18 protein-coding genes and 4 pseudogenes are annotated in these 19,182 nt (G+C 67.1%); 12 read left to right on the forward strand and 10 right to left on the reverse strand.

Annotated elements, in window-relative coordinates:
- Positions 1-419 precede the first annotated feature (419 nt).
- The 3 genes from ABZ642_RS45860 to ABZ642_RS45870 form a co-directional block, all read right to left on the reverse strand.
- A complete protein-coding gene (locus ABZ642_RS45860) occupies positions 420-866 on the reverse strand; it encodes a hypothetical protein (RefSeq protein WP_360497527.1) in 447 nt (148 codons plus the stop codon).
- A 159-nt stretch (positions 867-1,025) separates the two neighbouring features.
- Positions 1,026-1,436, reverse strand: a complete 411-nt coding sequence (locus ABZ642_RS45865) for a hypothetical protein (RefSeq protein ID WP_360497530.1) — start codon at positions 1,434-1,436, stop codon at positions 1,026-1,028.
- Between the two features lie 42 nt (positions 1,437-1,478).
- On the reverse strand, positions 1,479-2,297 hold the full coding sequence (locus ABZ642_RS45870) for a DUF2785 domain-containing protein (RefSeq protein ID WP_360497533.1): 819 nt from the start codon (positions 2,295-2,297) through the stop codon (positions 1,479-1,481).
- A 157-nt stretch (positions 2,298-2,454) separates the two neighbouring features.
- Between ABZ642_RS45870 and ABZ642_RS45875 the strand changes: the two genes are divergently transcribed.
- On the forward strand, positions 2,455-2,550 hold the full coding sequence (locus ABZ642_RS45875) for a DUF3418 domain-containing protein (RefSeq protein WP_360497578.1): 96 nt from the start codon (positions 2,455-2,457) through the stop codon (positions 2,548-2,550).
- A 6-nt stretch (positions 2,551-2,556) separates the two neighbouring features.
- Here the strand turns inward: ABZ642_RS45875 and ABZ642_RS45880 are convergent, their stop codons facing one another.
- The 4 genes from ABZ642_RS45880 to ABZ642_RS45895 all read right to left on the reverse strand — a co-directional run bounded on the left by ABZ642_RS45880 (position 2,557) and on the right by ABZ642_RS45895 (position 7,602).
- Entirely contained in the window at positions 2,557-3,276 is a 720-nt protein-coding gene (locus ABZ642_RS45880; RefSeq protein ID WP_360497536.1) for a DinB family protein, read from the reverse strand.
- Positions 3,277-3,591: 315 nt separating this feature from the next.
- A complete protein-coding gene (locus ABZ642_RS45885; RefSeq protein ID WP_360497539.1) occupies positions 3,592-4,299 on the reverse strand; it encodes a hypothetical protein in 708 nt (235 codons plus the stop codon).
- Positions 4,300-4,485: 186 nt separating this feature from the next.
- On the reverse strand, positions 4,486-4,698 hold the full coding sequence (locus ABZ642_RS45890; RefSeq protein ID WP_360497542.1) for a transposase: 213 nt from the start codon (positions 4,696-4,698) through the stop codon (positions 4,486-4,488).
- Positions 4,699-5,097: 399 nt separating this feature from the next.
- Entirely contained in the window at positions 5,098-7,602 is a 2,505-nt protein-coding gene (locus ABZ642_RS45895) for a Helicase associated domain protein (RefSeq protein WP_360497545.1), read from the reverse strand.
- 628 nt (positions 7,603-8,230) lie between these two features.
- Here ABZ642_RS45895 and ABZ642_RS45900 point away from each other — a divergent pair.
- The 5 genes from ABZ642_RS45900 to ABZ642_RS45920 all read left to right on the forward strand — a co-directional run bounded on the left by ABZ642_RS45900 (position 8,231) and on the right by ABZ642_RS45920 (position 12,643).
- Positions 8,231-8,992 carry a hypothetical protein gene (locus ABZ642_RS45900; RefSeq protein WP_360497548.1) on the forward strand — a complete coding sequence of 254 codons (762 nt, stop codon included), beginning with the start codon at positions 8,231-8,233 and terminating at the stop codon, positions 8,990-8,992.
- 279 nt (positions 8,993-9,271) lie between these two features.
- Positions 9,272-9,715: a hypothetical protein gene (locus tag ABZ642_RS45905; protein WP_360497551.1), complete on the forward strand. Its 444-nt coding sequence runs from the start codon at positions 9,272-9,274 to the stop codon at positions 9,713-9,715.
- 234 nt (positions 9,716-9,949) lie between these two features.
- On the forward strand, positions 9,950-10,729 hold the full coding sequence (locus ABZ642_RS45910; RefSeq protein WP_360497554.1) for a hypothetical protein: 780 nt from the start codon (positions 9,950-9,952) through the stop codon (positions 10,727-10,729).
- 13 nt (positions 10,730-10,742) lie between these two features.
- Complete coding sequence (locus tag ABZ642_RS45915; protein WP_360497557.1) at positions 10,743-11,534, forward strand: class I SAM-dependent methyltransferase; 792 nt, start codon at positions 10,743-10,745, stop codon at positions 11,532-11,534.
- A gap of 233 nt (positions 11,535-11,767) precedes the next feature.
- On the forward strand, positions 11,768-12,643 hold the full coding sequence (locus ABZ642_RS45920; RefSeq protein WP_360497560.1) for an acyl-CoA thioester hydrolase/BAAT C-terminal domain-containing protein: 876 nt from the start codon (positions 11,768-11,770) through the stop codon (positions 12,641-12,643).
- Positions 12,644-12,680: 37 nt separating this feature from the next.
- On the opposite strand, the gene ABZ642_RS45925 is transcribed toward ABZ642_RS45920, so the two are convergent.
- A complete protein-coding gene (locus ABZ642_RS45925; protein WP_360497563.1) occupies positions 12,681-12,917 on the reverse strand; it encodes a hypothetical protein in 237 nt (78 codons plus the stop codon).
- Positions 12,918-13,091: 174 nt separating this feature from the next.
- Between ABZ642_RS45925 and ABZ642_RS45930 the strand changes: the two genes are divergently transcribed.
- Positions 13,092-13,685 carry a hypothetical protein gene (locus ABZ642_RS45930; protein WP_360497566.1) on the forward strand — a complete coding sequence of 198 codons (594 nt, stop codon included), beginning with the start codon at positions 13,092-13,094 and terminating at the stop codon, positions 13,683-13,685.
- A 274-nt stretch (positions 13,686-13,959) separates the two neighbouring features.
- Here the strand turns inward: ABZ642_RS45930 and ABZ642_RS45935 are convergent.
- Positions 13,960-14,694, reverse strand: a pseudogene (locus tag ABZ642_RS45935) (IS5 family transposase); the annotation flags it as partial.
- A gap of 1 nt (position 14,695) precedes the next feature.
- Here ABZ642_RS45935 and ABZ642_RS45940 point away from each other — a divergent pair.
- The 5 genes and pseudogenes from ABZ642_RS45940 to ABZ642_RS45960 all read left to right on the forward strand — a co-directional run.
- A pseudogene (locus ABZ642_RS45940) lies at positions 14,696-15,760 on the forward strand (IS256 family transposase); the annotation flags it as partial.
- Between the two features lie 48 nt (positions 15,761-15,808).
- Complete coding sequence (locus ABZ642_RS45945) at positions 15,809-16,192, forward strand: VOC family protein (protein ID WP_360497569.1); 384 nt, start codon at positions 15,809-15,811, stop codon at positions 16,190-16,192.
- A 284-nt stretch (positions 16,193-16,476) separates the two neighbouring features.
- Complete coding sequence (locus ABZ642_RS45950; protein ID WP_360497572.1) at positions 16,477-16,779, forward strand: transposase family protein; 303 nt, start codon at positions 16,477-16,479, stop codon at positions 16,777-16,779.
- Positions 16,731-16,868: pseudogene (locus tag ABZ642_RS45955) on the forward strand (hypothetical protein); the annotation flags it as partial. The gene ABZ642_RS45950 and the pseudogene ABZ642_RS45955, both read left to right, overlap by 49 nt.
- A gap of 52 nt (positions 16,869-16,920) precedes the next feature.
- The gene (locus tag ABZ642_RS45960) at positions 16,921-17,535 is read left to right on the forward strand and encodes a transposase (RefSeq protein WP_360497575.1); all 615 of its coding nucleotides are present in this window, start codon (positions 16,921-16,923) and stop codon (positions 17,533-17,535) included.
- 1,264 nt (positions 17,536-18,799) lie between these two features.
- Here the strand turns inward: ABZ642_RS45960 and ABZ642_RS45965 are convergent.
- Positions 18,800-19,093 (reverse strand): annotated as a pseudogene (locus ABZ642_RS45965) (ATP-binding protein); the annotation flags it as partial.
- Positions 19,094-19,182 lie beyond the last annotated feature (89 nt).

The raw sequence follows: 19,182 nt of genomic DNA on the forward strand, positions 1-19,182 counted from the left end.
CGTTCGCGCGCCACGCGTGCGGCCACCCCGTGAGCCGCCTCTTACTCCCGCTGGTTCGGCCACAAGGGCCTCGGGTGCTCCGGCGGCACCTGTTGGCGGGACCGTCCGACCTTGCCACAACCGGCCAGGCCATGCCAACCAAAAACCCGCATCGCGCCTACGTTGTCCAGGTGAAGTGACTGGCTGTTACCGCGTCACGGAAGTTGAGCCAGAACCGAGAACGGGAGTCATTTATCGACGACTTCGGGAGGCATCTCGCTACGCCGACGCATGATCAATGTTGACGAATTCGGGAGTCGCTCATAGCCGTCCGCCGGCAACTCGTCGGGCCGCGGTGTCGATGAGCGGCTCCTTCCTTCCGTAGGAGGACAGCGCGCCGGCCGTGCGGCCGCCTCGGGCTCCCTGCCCCGGTCAAGGGGTCAGTGGTCGGTGATGGTGGTGTCGACCGCATCTGGGTCTGCCTGGTACCAGTCGCCGGAGGCGATGCCGGCGATGATGTGGCGCCAGCCTTGGGTGCGCTGAGCGCTGGTCGGAGCTTTGTCAGCCATCCAGATCTCGGTGCCCACCGGGAGCACCTCCTCTGGGTTTCCTTTGCCACCAAGTGCCAGCGTGAACTCCGGGTCGTCGGGGTCGCTGCGGGTGTAGGAGATGCCGTCCTTCTGCCACGCCTCAAGGCCGAAAGAGGCCAGCGGGGCGATCCACCACGTGCCCGTGTCGGGACGAAGGAGCAGGACGCGCTCGCCGGGCATGGGCACGTCGGTGTCCTTCACCCGTGAGGCCAGCTCCCTGATCCGCACTGTGGGTTCGACCTGCAGCCCGAAATTGGTACGACGCGAGGCCGTCACGGTGAGCAGGTAGTACGGCACGGTGGGCCTCCGGCAGTGCTTGCATGCGTCATTTCAGACCTAGCCGATCATGCCGCGATGAGTCGTTCAATCCACGACGGGTAAAGCCGCCACCAGGGCCGGTTGACTGACTCCCGTTCTCGTGAACACCGACCTTTCGTGCAAATATGCGACTCCCGTTTACGCATCGAAACGACGTCGCAGCTCACGTACAAAACCAGCGGATGTGTACTCATCCGCGATGTTGAACACGCTGGCGCAGTGTGGGCATTCGGCCCTGCCGAAGAGGTGGGCGATTCCGTCGGCGAGTGCCTCGTGCCCGTCGCGGACGGCTGTCTCGTGCATCCACCGGCCGGCGCCGGAGAGTTCCTCGGAGGACGCCGACCGTAGGCCACGGCGGTCCACGTCGCCCAGGTTCCAGTCCCGGATCGCTGAATAGCGCCCGTGGTCCCCGATGGCGATCGTAACGTCCACGGCGCAGTTGGGGCAGGCCAGGTGGTAGAAGTCGTCCGTGAAGTCCCCCAGGTCGGCATAGCCGCTGCCCTCATCGGCTACCGGCGACTGACCAAGTGCAATCACGTCGAAGGCCACGCGTAGGAGGAGAACGGCCTGCGTGATGCCGGCGCCGCCGTGTCAGGCGATCCAGTAGCAGGGCAGGCGAAGGAGATCGGCGGCATGGGCGGCAACCGCCTCGGCATGCGGCGGGACGCCTTCGTCGGCGAGGCCTCGAGCCAGGTGCAGGTGGAGGGACTGGAGGGTGGCAAAGGTGTTGAACGCCCAGATCGGGACGGGCCCGGGGCCCCCTCCGTCCAGGGCCTCCGCCACCGTGGTCAGCCAGCCGGTGGCCTCCTCGCGCTTCAGGCCAGGGGCCTGGAGGATACGCATGAGCGCACGGGCAAGCCTCGCGTCCTCCAACTGCGCGTATCGGTAGTCGGTCTGCGTGGCCGTCATCCTGCGGGCACAGAGTTCAAGTAGTTCAGTGCGGCGGTCGGGCAGGGCCTTTGCGAACGCGGCAGTGGCGTCAGCCCCGTGTGCGACGGCGTGCAGCCAGCCCAGGGAGTCGTCCCAGCCGCGAGTGTCCTGCTCTGCCGGATACCAGGCCGAGAATTCGGCATACCAGCGTTCCACAGCCTCCTTCGACACAAGGCCGGGGACGGTGTGTCCGCGCGTCACAACGGAACAGAGGATCAGCGGCGCGAAGGTCCGGGCCTGTACCTCAGGGTGGATGAATCGGCTGGCGGCTGTGTCGCCGAGCGCCTCGAGGACTTCGTCGAGATGCCCTTCCCTGATCCAGCGGGCTGCGGCGGTGTAGGCATAGTCGTCACGGATCTCAGGGTCGGGCGAGATCAGCATGGCCGACAGCTCGCCGGCGAGCTGAGATGCCGGTACGGCCTCGGGGAAGGGGAAGCCGTCGGCCGCGATCGACGGCCAGTCGACGAAATCAGCACTCATCGCGTCAGGCTTTCACACTGCTGGCGGAGACCAACAGCGGCCTCGTCCGCTATCGCAGACTCGCCATCTGAAACAACGTCTAAAGCGCCTCATGGCAGCCGGGGTGGGCGCCGCTGTTCCTGACTCATCGGACAGGCCCTAGGTCAAGGTCCGACGGATTCTCGAGAAGTACCGCGTCCCGCTCTGGGCCCAGCAGCTCGGCACCGCGCAGACGGTAAGCGATGCCCGCATCCGCAAGATGCTGAGTCCGTAGCCGGCCCTACTCAGCGTCCTGTGCCTCGATCAGGTCGAGGTCGCGGACACAGAACCCGTGGTGCTCGAAGGTCTCGTTGAGCACCGTGCCGAGGCACTGCCGCACCAAGCGGCCCCGGGCGTACGGCGGCCAGACATCGTCGTCGGGCACCGGCGCTCGCGCTGTGAGCTGCACAGCGGTGACCTCGTCGAGCCAGGCGTCGAGCTCGGCGGCCTGTGCGTCACGCACGCGCACGATCTCGTCGAGGGCCGGATCGAGCGAGAGGTCAAGCCCGTGCGCTCCACGGTAGGGCTCGACGGTCGTCCCGATGCCCATCGGCGTGAACAGCTCCGTCGAGCCCAGGCAGCAGCGGCGGAACCACGAGTCGTGGACGAAGACCAGGTGGCGCATCGTCTGCACCGCCGACCACTCGTCGTTCACGCTGCGGCGCTCGATGCCGGGCGTACGGCGGATTCGCTCGATCGTGGCGGCCCAGCCGGCATGGAGCTGACGCGATGCCTCGCGCAGATCGGCAGGGTCCTCGGAGCGGATCAGTACCCGCACCGGATGACGCCGGTCGAGCTCTGCCTCGACGTACTCGGTGACCTCGACACCGTTCACCACAAGGTTGGTGATGAGCCCGTCGATCACCGCATCCTGCATGACGACGCCGATCAGGCGTGCCCCGGTCAGATCGCACTCGCGGAACTCCGCACCGTGCAGATCCTCGTCAACATACCGCGCCATGCTCCGCATTCTAGTAGTGCTTCGTTACGTCGGGTGATTTCGTTGCCGACTCGTCGAGGATGACTCTGGCCCGTCACGACGACGGGAAGCGGGTGATGGGCCAGACGGAGAAGTGATCACGCAACGGCAGCCAGAGATCTTTAACGGTGCGGGTTACGTGGGGTGGTGACGGCTGTCGGCGTTGCCCTATGCCGGGAGGATGAGGTGACGGACGCGGCGTGAGCGAGTCCGGCTTTGCGCGTTCGGCATCAGGTCGCTGAAGAGCGCTCAGCCGTGAGGAGTTGTCCGCTCGATTTCAGGCGATCGGTTCCCGCATCACGGGCTGACCGCTTGGCCGTCCTTGAATTCGGTGAAGTAGTCCCTGGAGGGGACGGTGAGCTTGAACACCATGCCGTACTTGCGGCGCATGTTCGTGACGCTGGTGGAGGCCGGCTCGCGCAGGCATCGCTTGACAGGTGGATCGCTGGGGGAGCATGCCGGTGGTTCCTCGATCAGCTCACGCTTTCCGGTCTGGCGGACTTGGTCCCAGTCGAGCGTGACCGTACCCGCGCTGAATAGTTGCGCCGGCTCACCGGTGCCTGGGCCCTGCGGGTCGCCTGTCGTGCCCCGGTAGTAGTCGACGACCTTGGTCGCGTAGATGAAGTCGTGACCGAAAGGAATCGGAGAGCCCTCGGGGTCGCCTGCGGTGAGGATGCCGTCGATCGTTTCGGAAACATGGTGTGGGCTGGCGCCGAAGTAGGCGTTGACGTACATCCTGCAGCGGATCTTGTACTGATCATCGCCATCTTCGAAGAACCACTCCTTCGCCCTGCCGCCCACGCACGAGTCGTCCACGGTGACCAGGCCGAGGGTGAGTGCTGTGTGGGCATCCCAGTAGGTGATGGTCTTCCGGATCTCCTGCTCCACCTGCTCGCGGGCCTTGCCCGCCTCGGCGCTGCCGGCGAGTTCGCGGACAGTCTTCGGGTCGGTGGCGCCACCCTGCGAACAGGCAGATACCGCCAGCAGCGCCCCGCTGCACACCATGCCCAGAATGGCTCTGTTACGCCCTCGATGCCCCACCACTGGCGCCCCCTTTCGTGTCCATGACCACAATGGACGGCGGGAGCGAGAGGCCGCATGAGTACGGGTACTTAACTGCCGATGCGCCTCAGCGGACGCCGACCTCACGTAGGCAGCGGTACGGGGCTTAGCTGTCTGCAACCGCTGAGGTTACGACGGTTGCAGGTCGAGTCCGGTCTTGGCGATGAAGCCCTCGATAAGACGGGGGCGGTACGGCATCCGTTTCAGCCGCGGCTTCACCAGCGCGGTGAGCTGTTCGACGCTGTGTTTGGTGAGGTTGGCCAGGGGCCTCTTCAAAAGCGACCACACGCCCTCGACGGGGTTGAGCTCGGGAGCGTACGGCGGCAGCTGGTGGACGGGCAACCGTCATCGGGCTGCAATCAGCCCGCGCATGGCGCGGCTGACGTGCGGGTTCAAATTGTCCCAGACCAGCACGACGGGGCCGCCTCGTTGCTGATGCGCGGCATCCAGCAGACGGGCAGAGTCAGTCTCGGTGAAGCCCTTACGCCGGCCCTTGGCGGGCCCCAGTCGAGATGGATCACCACCGGCGCGCACGTCATGCTCAAACCGAAACCACCGCCCACCACCCACCCACAATCGCAGCACCACCTCCCACCAGCGGCCTCACGGGCCCACCATCCCCGGTAGGCCACCAGTATCAGACGGTGCGTATTCGATATCGGTGACAAGAAGCATGCCTCTGTGACACGCATCGTGCTCCGGCTCAGTGGCCTGGGTGCCGGTCTTTCCGCGCACGGACTCCTACCAGCGCATGCCTAGGGCGTCGAGGGCGTTACGTCGTTCCTCGCTCAGCTTGGCGGCCCGGCGGCGGGTGTTGTCGAGCCAGGCCCCCAGCTTCACGGCCGTCTGGTCCCCGTCGCCGCTGCCGTCTGCAGTGATCTCGACATGCTGGCGGGGTACCTGGAGGTGGCCCTCGCGGGCGTGGAACTGGCGGGCGGCGGCGAGGTTCGCCATCCACCGGGCGTCTTGCGACCGGGACGCGCCCGGTGCCGGCGCGCCGTCCTCGGCGGGCTCGATCCCGACGGACTCCAGCAGCCACTGCTGCGCGGGCATGAGCTTGCCCCATCCGGCGCGCTGTGCGGCAGCCCAGACGCCCAAGTCCTCGCCCTGGACCATGAGTTCCCCCGGTCCGGCCGGGACGCTGCCACCTGCCTTGTGGTGGGCGAGGATGAGCCGGTAACAGCGCTGCCAGCTGATCTCCCACACCGGGCACCATCCCGGATCCAGATCCGCCAGCGCCTCCGTCCGGGCCTGTGAGAGTTCTCCGGCGTAGGAGACGGTTTCCCCGCTCTCCCGGCGGCGGGCGTTGTCCGCCGCCTTGCGGGCCGCTGCGCGCTGGTTCTTGAGCCATACCCCGAGGGGGAAGTTGTCCCCGCCGAAGACGGCCGTGGTGGGCGGGAGCAGATGCCTGTGCGCTTGGGCGTAGGCGCGGGCGACGGTAAGGCCGGCGTCCCACGCGGAGGCCTGAGCCGACCAGACCATGCCGAGCGTCTCGAGCTGCTGCACGCGGGAGGCTTCCAGCGTCCCGGCCGTGTAGGAGCGGCGCTGATCGGCCACCCACACCCCCAGCGGATACCGTCCGGCGCCTGCCCAGTCGTCGGGGGTGACGTAGGTGTAGGGCACGCGCAGTGCGGTGCTGCCGGTCTCGCGCAGCCACCGCGTGGCCGCCTCGATCCCGCGCAGCCAGTACGCCCCCTCCGGATCGATCACGCGGAGCTGCACGAACCGCGCGAGGGCGGACGGATCGCGTTCCTCGCTGAACCTCAGGACCCCGGCCGCCGCCCCGACACGGGCGTCCTCCCGGCCGGGGTCCTGGCCGTCGTCGGGGTCGTCCTGGCCGGTGTTGGCGTCGATGGCCGGGTACGCGTTGCGGACGCGGGGGTCGGCCAACGCTTCGATCGTGTCCGAGTCGTGGGCCCGGAGCGCACCGAGGATCTTGCTGAGGTTGCCGTACGCGTCCGAGGAGAGCAGATCGTCGGCGTCCTCGTCCACGCCAAGGAACACCGGGACGATCAGGGTGGCGAGTTTCCCGACACCCGGACGCATCCGCAGGGCACGGCCGACCATCTGCACGATGTCCACCATCGAGCCGCGGGCGTCCGCGAACAGGACCGCGTCACACTCGGCCGTGTCCACGCCCTCACCCAGCACCCGCACCGAGGACAGCACCCGCAGTTCCGCACGCACACCCCCTCCCCCGCCTCCGGGCGCACCAAGGAAGTCGGAGGCGAACTCCTCGAGGACCTGGCGGCGGTGCGCGGGCGCATGCTCGCCGTACAACCACTGCGCCCACACCTGGTCCGCCGGCGGGAACACGGCCGGGTCGTCCCCGGCAAGCCGGGCCGCCGTCACCGGGACGGCGGCCGCCATCGCTTCTGCTTCGCTGACGCGGCTGTGGAATGACAAAACCCGCCTAAACCGCTCCTCCACCGCCGCACGCATCAGGCCGGTCTGCACCGCCGCCAGACGCGCCCCACGCACCGCGTCCGAACCGGACGCCTCAGCGGTGAGCGCCTCGTAGAGGCCGGGGTCGCGGATGTCCAGGCACAGCACCTGATACGGCGCCACCAGGCCGAGCCTGATCGCCTCCGAGAGCTTCAACTGATAGGCGACCGGGCCGAAGACCTCGGAATCCTCATCCATCGACGCCACCAGCCGCGGGCGTTCCCCGTCGGCCTCCCACACACGGGCGGTCGCGGTCATGTACAGACGCCGAACGGCCGGGACCTGGGCCTGGTCGTGCACAGCCGCCCACGGCTTGAGACCGTCGCCACTGACCCGGTGGGCCTCGTCCACCACCATCAGACTCCACACCGGCAGACCCGCAGCGTGCGCACGCTGCAGGGTCCCCACGCCAACCGACGCGTACGTCGCGAACACCGTGACCGTCTCAGGGCCCGCGGTCCACGCGATCAGTTCGTCCGGATCGGTGGTGCACGGCAGGCCCTGACTGTCCGCGCCCCGCAGGGAACACACACCGATCATCGCGCCAGAGCGGCCTCCCTGGCGCCAGGCCGCCGCCATCTGCAACAACAGATCCAGCGTCGGCACCACAACCAGCACACGCCGCGCGGACAGACGGTTCGCCGCCTCCACGCCGACCAGGGTCTTCCCCGACCCGGTCGCGGCGATCATCTGAGTACGCAACCCCTCGGGCGGAATGCCCGCACCGGGCTGCTCCGACAGGTGGCGCAGCACCGCATCCACGGCCTCAAGTTGATGCGGGCGAAGAGTCATCCGAGTCATTCCAGACCCATTTCTAGCACGAGGGGGCGGCGACGCTGATACGGACCACGGACCACGGAACAGCGCACAGCCCAAACGCGGCGGAGGCATCAGCCGGCGGGCAGTACGTGGTTGATGGCGGAGCGGGCAACGCCGGTGACTGCTGGACGCCGGTCCGGGTGACGTCCACCCATCCGGCCTCCTGACCGCATACGGCACCGTGCAGAGCAGGAGGAGAGCCGGCCACGGCTGCACGGCAGCTGGGAAACCGCCAGCGTGGGACCACAGCTTGAGCAGTGACAGATCGTCGGCTGTGAGACAGAGACCGACCCGCAGTCGGCAGACGGGGCGCCGGCTCTGCCGCACCCGGCGGCCAGCACTCAAATGTATGGCCTGCGCCTGTGACCACCAGCCATGACGGATCCGACAAGCCACATCTCGCCGGCCTCCCCGATCCCCACGCGGTGCTGACCGGCACGGACTGGGCGTCGCTCGAAACGTCGACCGGCAACGGCGGCATCCTACCCACGGCACTGGCCCGAGCGAGCGGCTGCAGTAGTTGCATATTGATGGCGGGCTGGGGCCCGCCCCGGTAAGTTAGCGATCTTCGGGCGGTGCTACCTCCCGGAGTCCTCGAAGGCGAACGTCCATGATGAACCTCGACCGATCCCGCGCCCGACTTCGCCTCGACGCCGCAATGGATGGCCTGGCAGCCACCTTCCGGGGGATGACCGCCCACCCCGACGAGCACAACTGCGAATGCCACTGGGGCAGCGCGGAAGATCTTGCCCAGCTCAAGGTGGCGGACACGGAGCTGGACCCCGACCTCCTGCAGCGCACATGGGAGGCCATCGACTGGAGCGATCACGCATCCGTCCTCCGCAGGATTCTGCCCCAGTTCACCACGGCCCTCGTCAGCGGCCTCATCGAGTCCCCCTTCGGCATGGAAACGGTCGGGCGCTCGTTCGCCCTCGGCCATTGGCAGCAGTGGCCTGCTGAGCAGGCCGCGGCAGTCGAGGAATTCCTGCACGCGTGGTGGGCGCACACGCTCACCGATCCGGATCCCGCCGTACCCGCGCACGAGGTCCTCATAATCAGCGGCGAGGCATCGGGCACGTTGAGCCCGTGGCTCCACACCTGGGAAGCACTGACCGGACCCGCGGCCGACCAGCACCTGGCCGAAGCGGCGACGCAGTGGGAGTACGACCTGCTCGGCGACCAACTGCCCTGGGACGCTTGGGAGAACGGGGAAGAAATGCGTGCCGAGCTGACTGCCTGGCTGCTCCGCCATGCCCCAACCCGGCTACGTGCCATCGGCGCATCCGAAGAACTGCTCCACCGGATACGGCTGCTCGGGGTCACCGGTCTTGACCGCTGGAAGGACCCGCACTGGCCGGGCCACCGCTACTGATCCACCGAACACGCGCTGTCCCTGACTGCGTGGAAGCAGGTGCGCCGGGACAGGCGGCATCACAAGATCTCCGACAGAGCCGAAAATTCCCCACGATCTGCATGATCAGCGTCAGGTAATTCCCCACCCTCGTGGTCACGGCTCCCACCGGGGTGCTGACCATCGATGGTGCGGCTGACCGGGCTCGAACGGGCGTGAGAAACCGTCTCGGGAACCCTTGATCACGCCGACGCTGCCATCTCTTCCGCAGAGGCTCGGGCGCTCGTCTAGGCTGACACGGTGGGGTCTGAGCTGCGGGAACGGTGGGGCGCACAACCGTTGTGGGCGAGATGGGTTCTCGCGGGGTACTTGATCGGCCTCACTGAGGGCACGGGTTCTCACATCGCAGATCTGATCCGTGGCGGCATCCACACCTATGCGTCGTGGCCTCAGGTCCCTCTGCAGGTGTTCTTCGTCAGCTTGGTGATCCTCGATCCGCTGGCCGCCGTGCTGGTGGGGCTTGTGCGGCGGGAAGGAATCTGGCTGGCGAATGCCGTCATGGTGATGGACGTCAGCACGAACTGGTGGGGCAACCGGCACTGGCTGCGGGATGACCCTGCACAACTCCTCTGGCTGTTGCCCATCACCCTCTTCGGCCTGTTCGTCGTTGCGTTCGCGGTCCCCTTGCATCGCACGGTTGCCGGGGCAGCGAGCAGGCCGCAGGCGGCCCTGCCGTCTGCCTGACGGCTCACGATGCTCAACTGCTGTTGCCGGCCCCAGGGCCACATGGACAGTTTCCAATATTCCCTGTTTCAGATGGTTCGATGAACTATTAGGTCTTCCTTGCGAATCCGTGGGGTTCCCCATGGGCATGCCGTGCCGGGTTGAGGGTCCTGCCCCTCTCGGAGACGTCGCGGTCCCTCGACCTGCGAACCGAGAGGTCGACGGACACACTGGATGGCCAGGAGATCGTTCACCGTGGTCGACATCGTCGAGATCTACGTGCACTGGTACGCGGGCCGCTCGAAGAACCAGGTGCCCGCCTCGCTGGGGGTGGACCGCAAGACGGTCAGCAAGTACCTGGCGCCGGCCGAGGAGGCCGGGATCACCCTGGGCGGGCCGCCCCATCAACGGCTGCGGGACGAGAGCAAGTTGAAGGTGTCCTTGTCGACGTTCCGCCGCTGGGTCCACGAGAACCTGCCCGACGAGGCAGCCCGCTCCAAGGTCATGGTGCTGCGGGACGACGTCGAGCCGGGCTCGGAAGCCCAGATCGACTACGGCTTCCTGGGACAGTGGATCAACCCAGCTACCGGGAAACGACACCGGATTTGGACGTTCGTGATGGTGCTTCCTGCCTCGCGGCACATGTTCGTGCGCCCGGTGGCGCACACGGACCAGCGCGCCTGGACTCTCGCGCATGCGGAAGCCTTCCGCTTCTTCGGCGGTGTCCCGCGGCGCTTGGTCCCGGACAACCTCAAGACCGGGGTGGGCAAGCCGGCCCCCTACTGCCCGGACTGCGGCACCCGGGCGCGGCGGTCGAAGAGCCGGCGGATGACCCGGCCGCGTGACCTGTCGCCCGGTGGCCGCCGGCCGCGGCTGGTGTGGGCCAAGCGCTGCTGTCGCTGCGACGAGCCGGCGTGCCGGCGTCGCTCGCCGTGGACACCTCGATGCCCACTAATTTCGTTGAGCCCGCACCCTGCAATCGTGTTGGCTAACGGCACCGAACTGTCAGTACCGCAGGTGTCCGCCTGGCTGTAGCAGGGAGCTAAACGTGCAGGACATTGTTGTCGACCCCGTTGCCCACAATCGGGCAGCCTGGGACAAGTATGTCCAAGAGGGAAACGAGTGGTCGAGGCCGGTGAGTGCTGAGGATGTCGAACGCGCTCGCATGGGCGACTGGTCGATTGTTCTCATCGGGCGTGAGCCAGTCGACCGCTCCTGGCTACCGACGGACCTGACCGGCAAGGACGTGTTGTGCCTGGCCTCCGGCGGTGGCCAGCAGGGTCCGATCCTCGCCGCCGCAGGAGCGCGGGTCACCGTATTCGACAACTCACCCCGCCAGCTCGGCCAGGACCAGATGGTGGCGGCGCGCGACGGACTCGAGCTGCGCACCGTCCTGGGCGACATGCGCGACCTCAGCGCCTTCGGCGACGCAACATTCGACGTCGTATTCCATCCGGTCTCCAACCTGTTCGCACCAGACTTGGCACCGGTGTGGCGCGAGTGCTTCCGCGTCCTGCGACCGGGCGGAACTCTGCTCGTGGGCTTCCTCAACCCTGATGCGTACCTGTTCGACCACGAGGCGCTCGACGAGCGCGGCGAGCTGATCGTCGTGCACAAGCTGCCCTACAGCGATATCACGGAGTACTCCGCCGAGGAACGCGCCACGAAATTCGGCGCGGGTGCCCCTCTTGAATACAGCCACACCCTCACCGACCAGATCGGCGGGCAACTCGCCGCGGGGTTCGTCCTCACCGGCTTCGCGGAAGCGCCGCACCAATCCAACGCATCCGCTCAATACATGTCGAACTATTTTGCGACGCTGGCGGTCAAGCCGGGCTGACCCAGCCGTGCGGCCGGCCGAGACGGCCGTGCCTCCGAACGGCCAAGTGGAGCGCTGTGCCAGCCCGACCCCACTGACTTCGCTGAGCCACGATGGCTGAACAGGCGTAGGTGCGTGCGGGCATGATGGTGCTCTCCGTTCAGGTGGAGGGCGGGGTGCGGCGTGCTGTGATAGGTGAGTGGCACCCCGCTTGTGGACAGGGTTCTGTGAGGTTGCGGAGACGGGGAGAGCGGGTGGACGTCACTGAGCGCGAGCTGACCGACCCTTGGGAAGGTGCTCTGATCTCTCCCGTTCGCGGCAGTGAGGTCGGCGTTCTGGTCCTGGCTGGATCCAGCGGGCGTATCGAACGTGAGAGGGCGCGCATCCTGGCTCAGCAAGGCGTTGCTGCCTTGGCGATCCGCTGGTTCGGCGGGCCCGGGCAGTCCCCGGGAATCTGTGAAGTCCCCTTGGAGACCTTCACCGCCGCCGTCGACTTCCTCCGGCTTGGCGGAGCCCGACGCATCGGGGTTCTCGGTGTCTCCAAGGGGGCTGAAGCAGCCTTGCTCACGGCGGTGCACGACTCGCGCGTGGACGTGGCCATCGCGCTGTCGCCCACCTCGCTGGTCTGGTGCAACGTCGGCCCAGGCCGCGATGGAGCGCACCATCCGTATCGCTCGTCCTGGACCTGGCAGGGGCGGCCGCTACCTTTTGTCCCGATGGACGATTCCTGGACTCCCACGGAGCCGGACAGCGGCCCCGTCGCCATCCGCGGCTGGTACGAACTCAGCGAGCGGTCCTTCTCTCACCTGCTTCCGCCTGCGGAGATCCCTGTGGACACGGCCCGAGCCGATCTGTTGCTGGTCGCAGGCGGCGACGATGCGATGTGGCCGTCGCTTCCCTTCGCCGAGGAACTAGCACATCGGCGGCGCTCAGCCGGTGCGGCCGTGCGTCTGATCGCCCGCGACGATGCCGGCCACCGGCCACGCCTTCCTGGCGAGAGCCCCGCATCGGCGTCCCCACGCTTCCAGTACGGGGGCACACCTGAAGCTGACGCGCTCCTTGGCAAGGCTGCCTGGCCCCACATCCTCGACGCGCTTGGCGGCGGAATCTCACCCATTCCTTCTGTCTGATCGCGGACCAGGCTGAGAGACGCATTCGTGGTAGTGATCAAGAGGTCCCCTCGCGGTTCCTGACCTGCGGAATCCCGAGGTCAGCGATGCGGGCTGTGCTGCGCGTGGCAGCCCGGTCCAGGGAAGTCGGCTTCTTGCTTGCGGCTTCGAGGCTGACTTGGAGGCCTTCGGCTTCGCCGAGCCAGCCGTTGAGTTCGGCCTCGCTGATGCGGTCAGCCAGGCTGCGGATGATCTCGATGAGCCGCTGCCGTTGCACTGGGTCGACCCGCCGCATCGGGCAACGCACGCAGGCTTGTCCGCACTAACCAAGGTGACGACCCGGCGTGACAAGTCGCAGCCGAGTTGCTGGAAGTAATGGGCAACAATCTCGGCGCCCCGCTGCATCCGGGCGTGTCGTCGCGGACTCCTGCCTGGTCGCCCATGAGCGGGCGCCTGGGGACAGGGGACAATGCCGTGCATGGATGACGCGTTCACGCTCCTTCGGCAGGCCGTCGACCTACTGCCCGGGGATGCCGTGGCAGAGAACGGCCAGACGGTCGGGGATGTTCGCGAGGACATCGGGCGCCAGGAGTGGGAGATGGTGCTCGGCGTACTCATCGAGATCGGGGATGTCCACCCCGTGTCCGTGGACTTCTGGGAACTCCTCGCCGAAGCCGGTCGCCAAATGATGCTCGACCGCAGCCGCCGTTGGTGCGAGTGGCGGGGCTGGGAAGTCCGACACGGCACCGTCCGGGCAACCCTGAGCCTGGTGGGTGCGGAAAATGGGCGACGCAGGACTGCCTTTTCCGGCGACGGTCGGCTCCGGCCGATGTGGGACATCGGCAACCGCAATGCCGGCGGAGAACGGGAGCTGAGCATTGCAAGGCTGTGGGTGGAGTACGCGCAGGAGCTCGGCCCGGGAGAGACCGCCGACGTTCGGCTGGCTCCCATGAGACCCGAGCAGTGGAGGCATCTGAAGTGCGGCGATGTGATCACCATGTACGAAGCCCGACCTGTTGCCGGCACGGCCACGGTGATCGAGGTCCTGCCGCCGCGCTCCTGAGCCCGTTGTGTCGTTCCAGACGCGCCGCGAGCGACGGACGGCTGTCAGCCGCTGCCAGGGCTCGGGGTCAGCCAGCCCGCGCTGGTGCGGAAACGTCTTCCACGTCACCGTCACGGTGGCGATGATCCGCCTCTGGCTCGCCTCATGGACATCGCGCCCCAACGCAGCCGGGCTCCAGGGCGTCCGCCCGCCCCGTCAGGTCCGCTGCGACGCGATCCCAGTCCGGTCCGTGCAGCCACAATTCTCGGCGGCCTCACGCATCAGCACCGGCTCGTCAGGCCGCTGCAAGAGCACCAAACGACAAGAGGCCCTGACAAAGGCGTTGGACGTGGCGGTGGGTGATCAGGCAGGTGCGAGACCGAGGAAGGCTTCGTGGATGTCATCGCGACGTTCCCATCGGATGCGTAGTCGCCGGAAGCCGTGCAGCCAGGCGATGATGCGCTCGACCACCCAACGGAAGATGCCCACGCCAGAGCCGTGCTCCACGCCTCGTTCGGCAATGACCGGGCGGATGCCGCGCCGCCACAGCACACGCCGGTACTTGTCGTGATCGTAGCCCCGGTCGGCAAGGAGCGCGTCGGGTCGATGTCCGGGCCGACCGACGGTGCCGGCCACAGCCGGGACCTTGTCGAGCAGAGGCAGGAGTCGGGTGACGTCGTTGGGTTTCCGCCGGTCAGCGACGCTGCGAGCGGGATGCCCTGAGCGTCGGTGAGGACGTGGTGCTTGCTGCCCGGTCGTACACGGTCAACCGGGCTCGGGCCGCTTTTGGGCTCCGTCGGGCGGCCCGGACGTGGGAGGAGTCGCTCACGGCCCGCGGCCAGTCCAGCTTCTTCCCGGCCCGCAGGTTCTTCAGCAGGACCAGGTGCAGCTGATCCCACACGCCGGCCTCGTTCCACGCGGCCAGACGCCGCCAGCAGGTCATGCCCGAACCGAAGCCCAGTTCCTGCGGCAGGTACTCCCACTGGATGCCGGTGTGCAGCAGGAACAGGATCCCGCACAACGCCTGCCGAGAGCGGACCGTGACCACAGCCGCCGGGTCGGTCATGGTGAAGGCGCCGCGCGTAAGCGACAAGCGCATGGACGAGGCGACGGGTGAGCGCAAGCGGTTCTCGTCGAAAATACTCGCGCCCTGGTGCCGGAAATCCCCGAAAGTCGGCGAGGTCCTCCCTCTGCTCTACTTGCACGGGCTGTCCTCCGGCGACTTCGTGCCCGCGATGGAACAGTTCCTCGGCTCGGCGGCGGGGCTCTCCCCGGCAACGATCACTCGGCTGACGAAGCAGTGGCAGGACGACCACAGCGCCTTCCAAGCCCGCGACCTGTCAGAATCCGACTACGTCTACGTGTGGGCCGACGACGCCCGCCCCAAGGTCCGCCTCGGCCAGGTGCACTCCTGCGTCCTGGTTCTCATGGGCGTGCGCACGGACGGCAGCAAGGAACTCATCGCCCTCGCCGAGGCGCTGCGCGAGTCGACCGAGTCCTGGGCGGATATGCGGCGTGACTGCCGTCGGCGCGGCATGCGAGATCCTGAACTCGTCGTCGGTGACGGCGCGATGGGCCTCTGGCGGGCTCTCGCGGAGGTGTTTCCGCAGGCCAGCCATCAAAGGTGCTGGGTTCACAAAACCCGCAACGTGATCAACGCCCTGCCGAAGTCGGCCCAGCCCGGCGCGAAGAAGGCCCTCCAGAAGATCTGCAACGCGGAGGACCGCGACCATGCGGTGAAGGCCGTCCGCGACTTCGAGGGCCCCTACGGCGCGAAGTGGCCGAAGGCGGTGAAGAAGATCACCGGCGAGGTCGACGAAGTCCTCGCGTTCTACGACTTCCCCGCGGAGCACTGGGTGCGTCTGCACACGACAAATCCGATCGAGAGCACTTTCAGCACCGTGAAACTCCGGACCAAGGTCACCCGCGGGGCCGGCAGCGCGGTCGCGGCCCTGGCCATGGTGTTCAAGCTGGCCGAGTCCGCCCAGGCCCGCTGGCGCGCGATCACCGCACCCCACCTCGTCGCCCTTGTCCGCAACGGCGCCCGCTTCAAGAACGGTCACCTCGTCGAACGCCCCGAGGCCACTGCAGCCTGATCACCCTTCACGCACGACAGGCACGGGATCATGAGGCAGGCTGCCGGAATGAGATCTCGAACCGGTGGTATGTGGTGGGGAACTGCGATCGAGGCGCCGGACCCCAGCGGCCTGGCGAAGTTTTACGCCGAACTCCTCGGTTGGCACATCGGGCACGAGGAACCGGGCACGGCCATCGTGGCCGCCTCCTCGCAAGGGCCATTTTTCGTGTTCCAGCAGGCCGACGGCTATCGGGCTCCGGTCTGGCCTCCGGTCGAAGGCGAACAGCGCCCGATGATGCACTTCGACTTCCAGGTCGGCGATCTCGATTCAGCGGTCGCCGAGGCGGTGGCCCTGGGCGCCACGGTGGCGGAGTTCCAGCCGCAAGAGAGCGTCCGGGTGCTCTTCGACCCGGCCGGACACCCCTTCTGCCTGTGCCTGGACGAGGGATGACCGGCTGGATCGCACGCCACTCGATCCACAACTATTGACAACGACTCGGACGTCGCTGCCGCACTGTTCAACGCCGGGACACCGCCCTCTGGCTACCCAGGTCAGAACTGGGTTCTGGCACAGATCTTGGGGAGCGGTCGCGGAGGGTTACCTCGATGTTCGATTGCGAGAAGTCTGGCCCGTGTGCGACGGCGTACGCCTTGTCGTCTGACAGCCGGATGACGCTCCCTCAGGTACCTTCCGTTCGCTGCTGTGGCCGACCGTGGGCGGTGATGGTGCTGGTCATGCAGACCGATACACCGTTCTGGGGCTCGCTGGTGTTCGACGGGATCGACGAGGTGGATGTCGAGGCGGTCAAGGCCGTGTTCGGCACGGTCGAGGTGGCGGCGCGAGGCCGTCCGGCAGGGGCTGCGTGTCCGGACTGCGGTCGATTCTCGGACCGGGTCCACGACCGTTACCAGCGGAGGCTGAAGGACCTTCCGCTGGCTGAGCAGGGCTTTGTAATCCGGCTGACGGTCAGGCGCGTCATCTGCTGGGCGTGGACGACTTCGCGATCCGCCGCGGCCAGACCTACTCCACCGTCTTGACCAGTGTCGAAGACCATCGCCTGGTGGATGTGCTCCCGACTCGAGAAGCCGGGCGGCTGGCCGCCTGGCTGATCCGCCACCCCGGCGTGGAGATCATCTGCCGCGACCGGGCGGGCGCCTACGCCGAGGGGGCCCGGCGCGGTGCTCCGGTACGCGAACGCCGCCCGCTGGCAGGACACCATCCGGGAGAACCGGCCCCGGAACAGCAGACTGGACCCCTACAAGCCCTCCTTGGAACGGCGATTCGCCGAGGGATGCACCAGCGTCACCCGACTTCACGGCGAGCTGGTCGCCGAGCGAGCTCCCGTCACCTACGGCATGGTCCGCACGCACATCGCCACCTTGCGCCTGGCTCCGTCCGGGCCGCCGACGGTGCGGCAGGTGACCGGCTTGATCACCCGACACTCCGCGGCCCTGACCGAGGAAGACCGGGCCGGCCTGAAGGAGGTTCTGGCCCGCTGCCCCGAACTGAACACGGCCGCCAGACACGTCGGCGACTTCGGAGAGATCCTCACCGACCGCCTCGGCGCCGCGCTCCCTGCCTGGATCGACGCAGTCGACGCCAGCCAGCTACCCGGCCTCACCGCCTTCGCACTCCACCTGCTCCGAGACCTCGACGTCGTGACAGCCGGCCTCACCCTGGACTGGAGCTCGGGCAGCATCGAGGGGGCCGTGGACCGCATCAAGAAGATCAAGAGGCAGCTCTACGGCCGAGCCTGCTTCCACCTGCTCCGGAAGATGATCCTGCTGCAGTAGCACGGGAATAGCCTCTTGCTGATGCGGGTTCGGCGGGCTAGAACTTCGTGTGATCACTTTTGTGTGTGCCGCCTGCGCCCGCCCTCTGACCAGGGCTGTGCAGCTGTCCGAGACCCTGGTCAGGCCCGAGTTCGACGGGCGAATCGGACCCGACGGGTATCGCCGGGCCCCGGCCACGATGCATATAGGGCGCTATGCCCTGGAGCCCGAGCCATGGGGAGCCCCGTTCCTGCCGACCGACGAACCCGTCGCGGTGTTTCCCGGCGGGCCTTGCGTCGGCGATCCGGACGGAGACGGGTTCCTGACTTCCGCAGGCCCCCGAAACACGATCGTTCTCCATCCCGACGACGCACCAGACCTGCTGCCCGACCTTGAGGGAGACCACACAGGCTGCTGCGGCTGGCATGGCCAGAGCGGTCTGAACCGACTGTGCTCATGCGGCGCTGCCGTAGGAACAGAGATCAGCGAGTGTTACACCGCGTACGAACTCCACCTCGACCCAGCACAGGTCCATGCGCGGGATGCCAACGCCGTCGGTCCACCATCAAAGTTCGGTGAAGTAGAACATTAGGCATGGAGCCGGGGCTCAACCTCCCACATCATCGAACGCCACGATGACTCTCCGCGATCGCTCCCCAAGATCTGTGCCATAACCCAGAACTGAGATCGGATGTTCATGGCTTTCGGGAACGATCCCAAGGGCAGAGGCTGGGAATGTTGATGAGTAGCAACGCTTCGGCAGCCTTGTGTGATTGAAACATCGAGAGGGGTCACTCCGCGAGGCGGCGTTTCCACCAGGGATCTGTGGGTGGTGAGAACGGATCTTGCAGGGTTCGTGCCAGGAAGCGGTCGTCCAGGGGTGCAACCGCTCCGAGTAGTTCACGGCGCGCCTTGCGATTCATGACCGAGGCCACGCCTTGCAGCAGCGTTCGGGCGTGTCTGTCCCTCCACACGGTGGTTCCGCACCCGTGATTGGGTCCCTGGTCCGGCCATGAGTGAAGCGCCAGAGACCATGCCCGGAAGGCGTGGGCGACGTGACCAGGAGGCAGCCGGTACTGAACTTCGAACTGCGCGATCTGCCGGTTCGCCCCAGCGGACAAACCAGGAATGACCTGTCGGCTTCTGGCGCTCCTGCGGCGGGGTTGTTCGGTTCTGATCTCGCCCGGTGGCCGGCGAGGCATGGACACTTCCAGATGGGAAGAGGAGTGACCGTCTGACGGTAGGTGGCGTCAACTCTCAGATCAAGTGGTCAACTGGCTGCTTGCTATTCGGCTCGGGCGCGGGTGGTGGCGAGGCGGTAGGAGTCGGTGCCGGTTTCGATGATGTTGCCGCCGAAGGTGAGGCGGTCGACGATGGCCACGCAGAGGCGGGGATCGGTGAAGGTCTTGGTCCATCCTCCGAAACACTCATTGGAGGCGATGGCGACGCTGTTCTTCTCCTCGCGTTCGGTCAGGACTTGGAAGAGGAGTTCGGCACCGCGGCGGTCGAGTTCCATGTAGCCGAGTTCGTCGATGCAGAGCAGGTCGACGCGGCCGTAGCGGGCGATAGCCTTACTGATCGTTTCAGAATGAGAGCTGGACGATCATTCGTTGTCGAGCCGCTGGAGAACCTGTGTGAAGTCGCCGTCGTCGAGCAGGCCGGCCAGCA

The organism is Streptomyces sp. NPDC007157 (assembly GCF_040634235.1).
Lineage (GTDB): Bacteria > Actinomycetota > Actinomycetes > Streptomycetales > Streptomycetaceae > Streptomyces.

Bases quoted from the DNA above. Each gene is read 5' to 3' on its own strand.
- ABZ642_RS45870 (WP_360497533.1), bottom strand. From the start codon at position 2,297: ATGAGTGCTGATTTCGTCGACTGGCCGTCGATCGCGGCCGACGGCTTC.
- ABZ642_RS45880 (WP_360497536.1), bottom strand. From the start codon at position 3,276: ATGGCGCGGTATGTTGACGAGGATCTGCACGGTGCGGAGTTCCGCGAG.
- ABZ642_RS45885 (WP_360497539.1), bottom strand. From the start codon at position 4,299: ATGGTGTGCAGCGGGGCGCTGCTGGCGGTATCTGCCTGTTCGCAGGGT.
- ABZ642_RS45895 (WP_360497545.1), bottom strand. From the start codon at position 7,602: ATGACTCGGATGACTCTTCGCCCGCATCAACTTGAGGCCGTGGATGCG.
- ABZ642_RS45900 (WP_360497548.1), top strand. From the start codon at position 8,231: ATGATGAACCTCGACCGATCCCGCGCCCGACTTCGCCTCGACGCCGCA.
- ABZ642_RS45925 (WP_360497563.1), bottom strand. From the start codon at position 12,917: ATGCGGCGGGTCGACCCAGTGCAACGGCAGCGGCTCATCGAGATCATC.
- ABZ642_RS45930 (WP_360497566.1), top strand. From the start codon at position 13,092: ATGCCGTGCATGGATGACGCGTTCACGCTCCTTCGGCAGGCCGTCGAC.
- ABZ642_RS45945 (WP_360497569.1), top strand. From the start codon at position 15,809: ATGAGATCTCGAACCGGTGGTATGTGGTGGGGAACTGCGATCGAGGCG.
- ABZ642_RS45950 (WP_360497572.1), top strand. From the start codon at position 16,477: ATGCAGACCGATACACCGTTCTGGGGCTCGCTGGTGTTCGACGGGATC.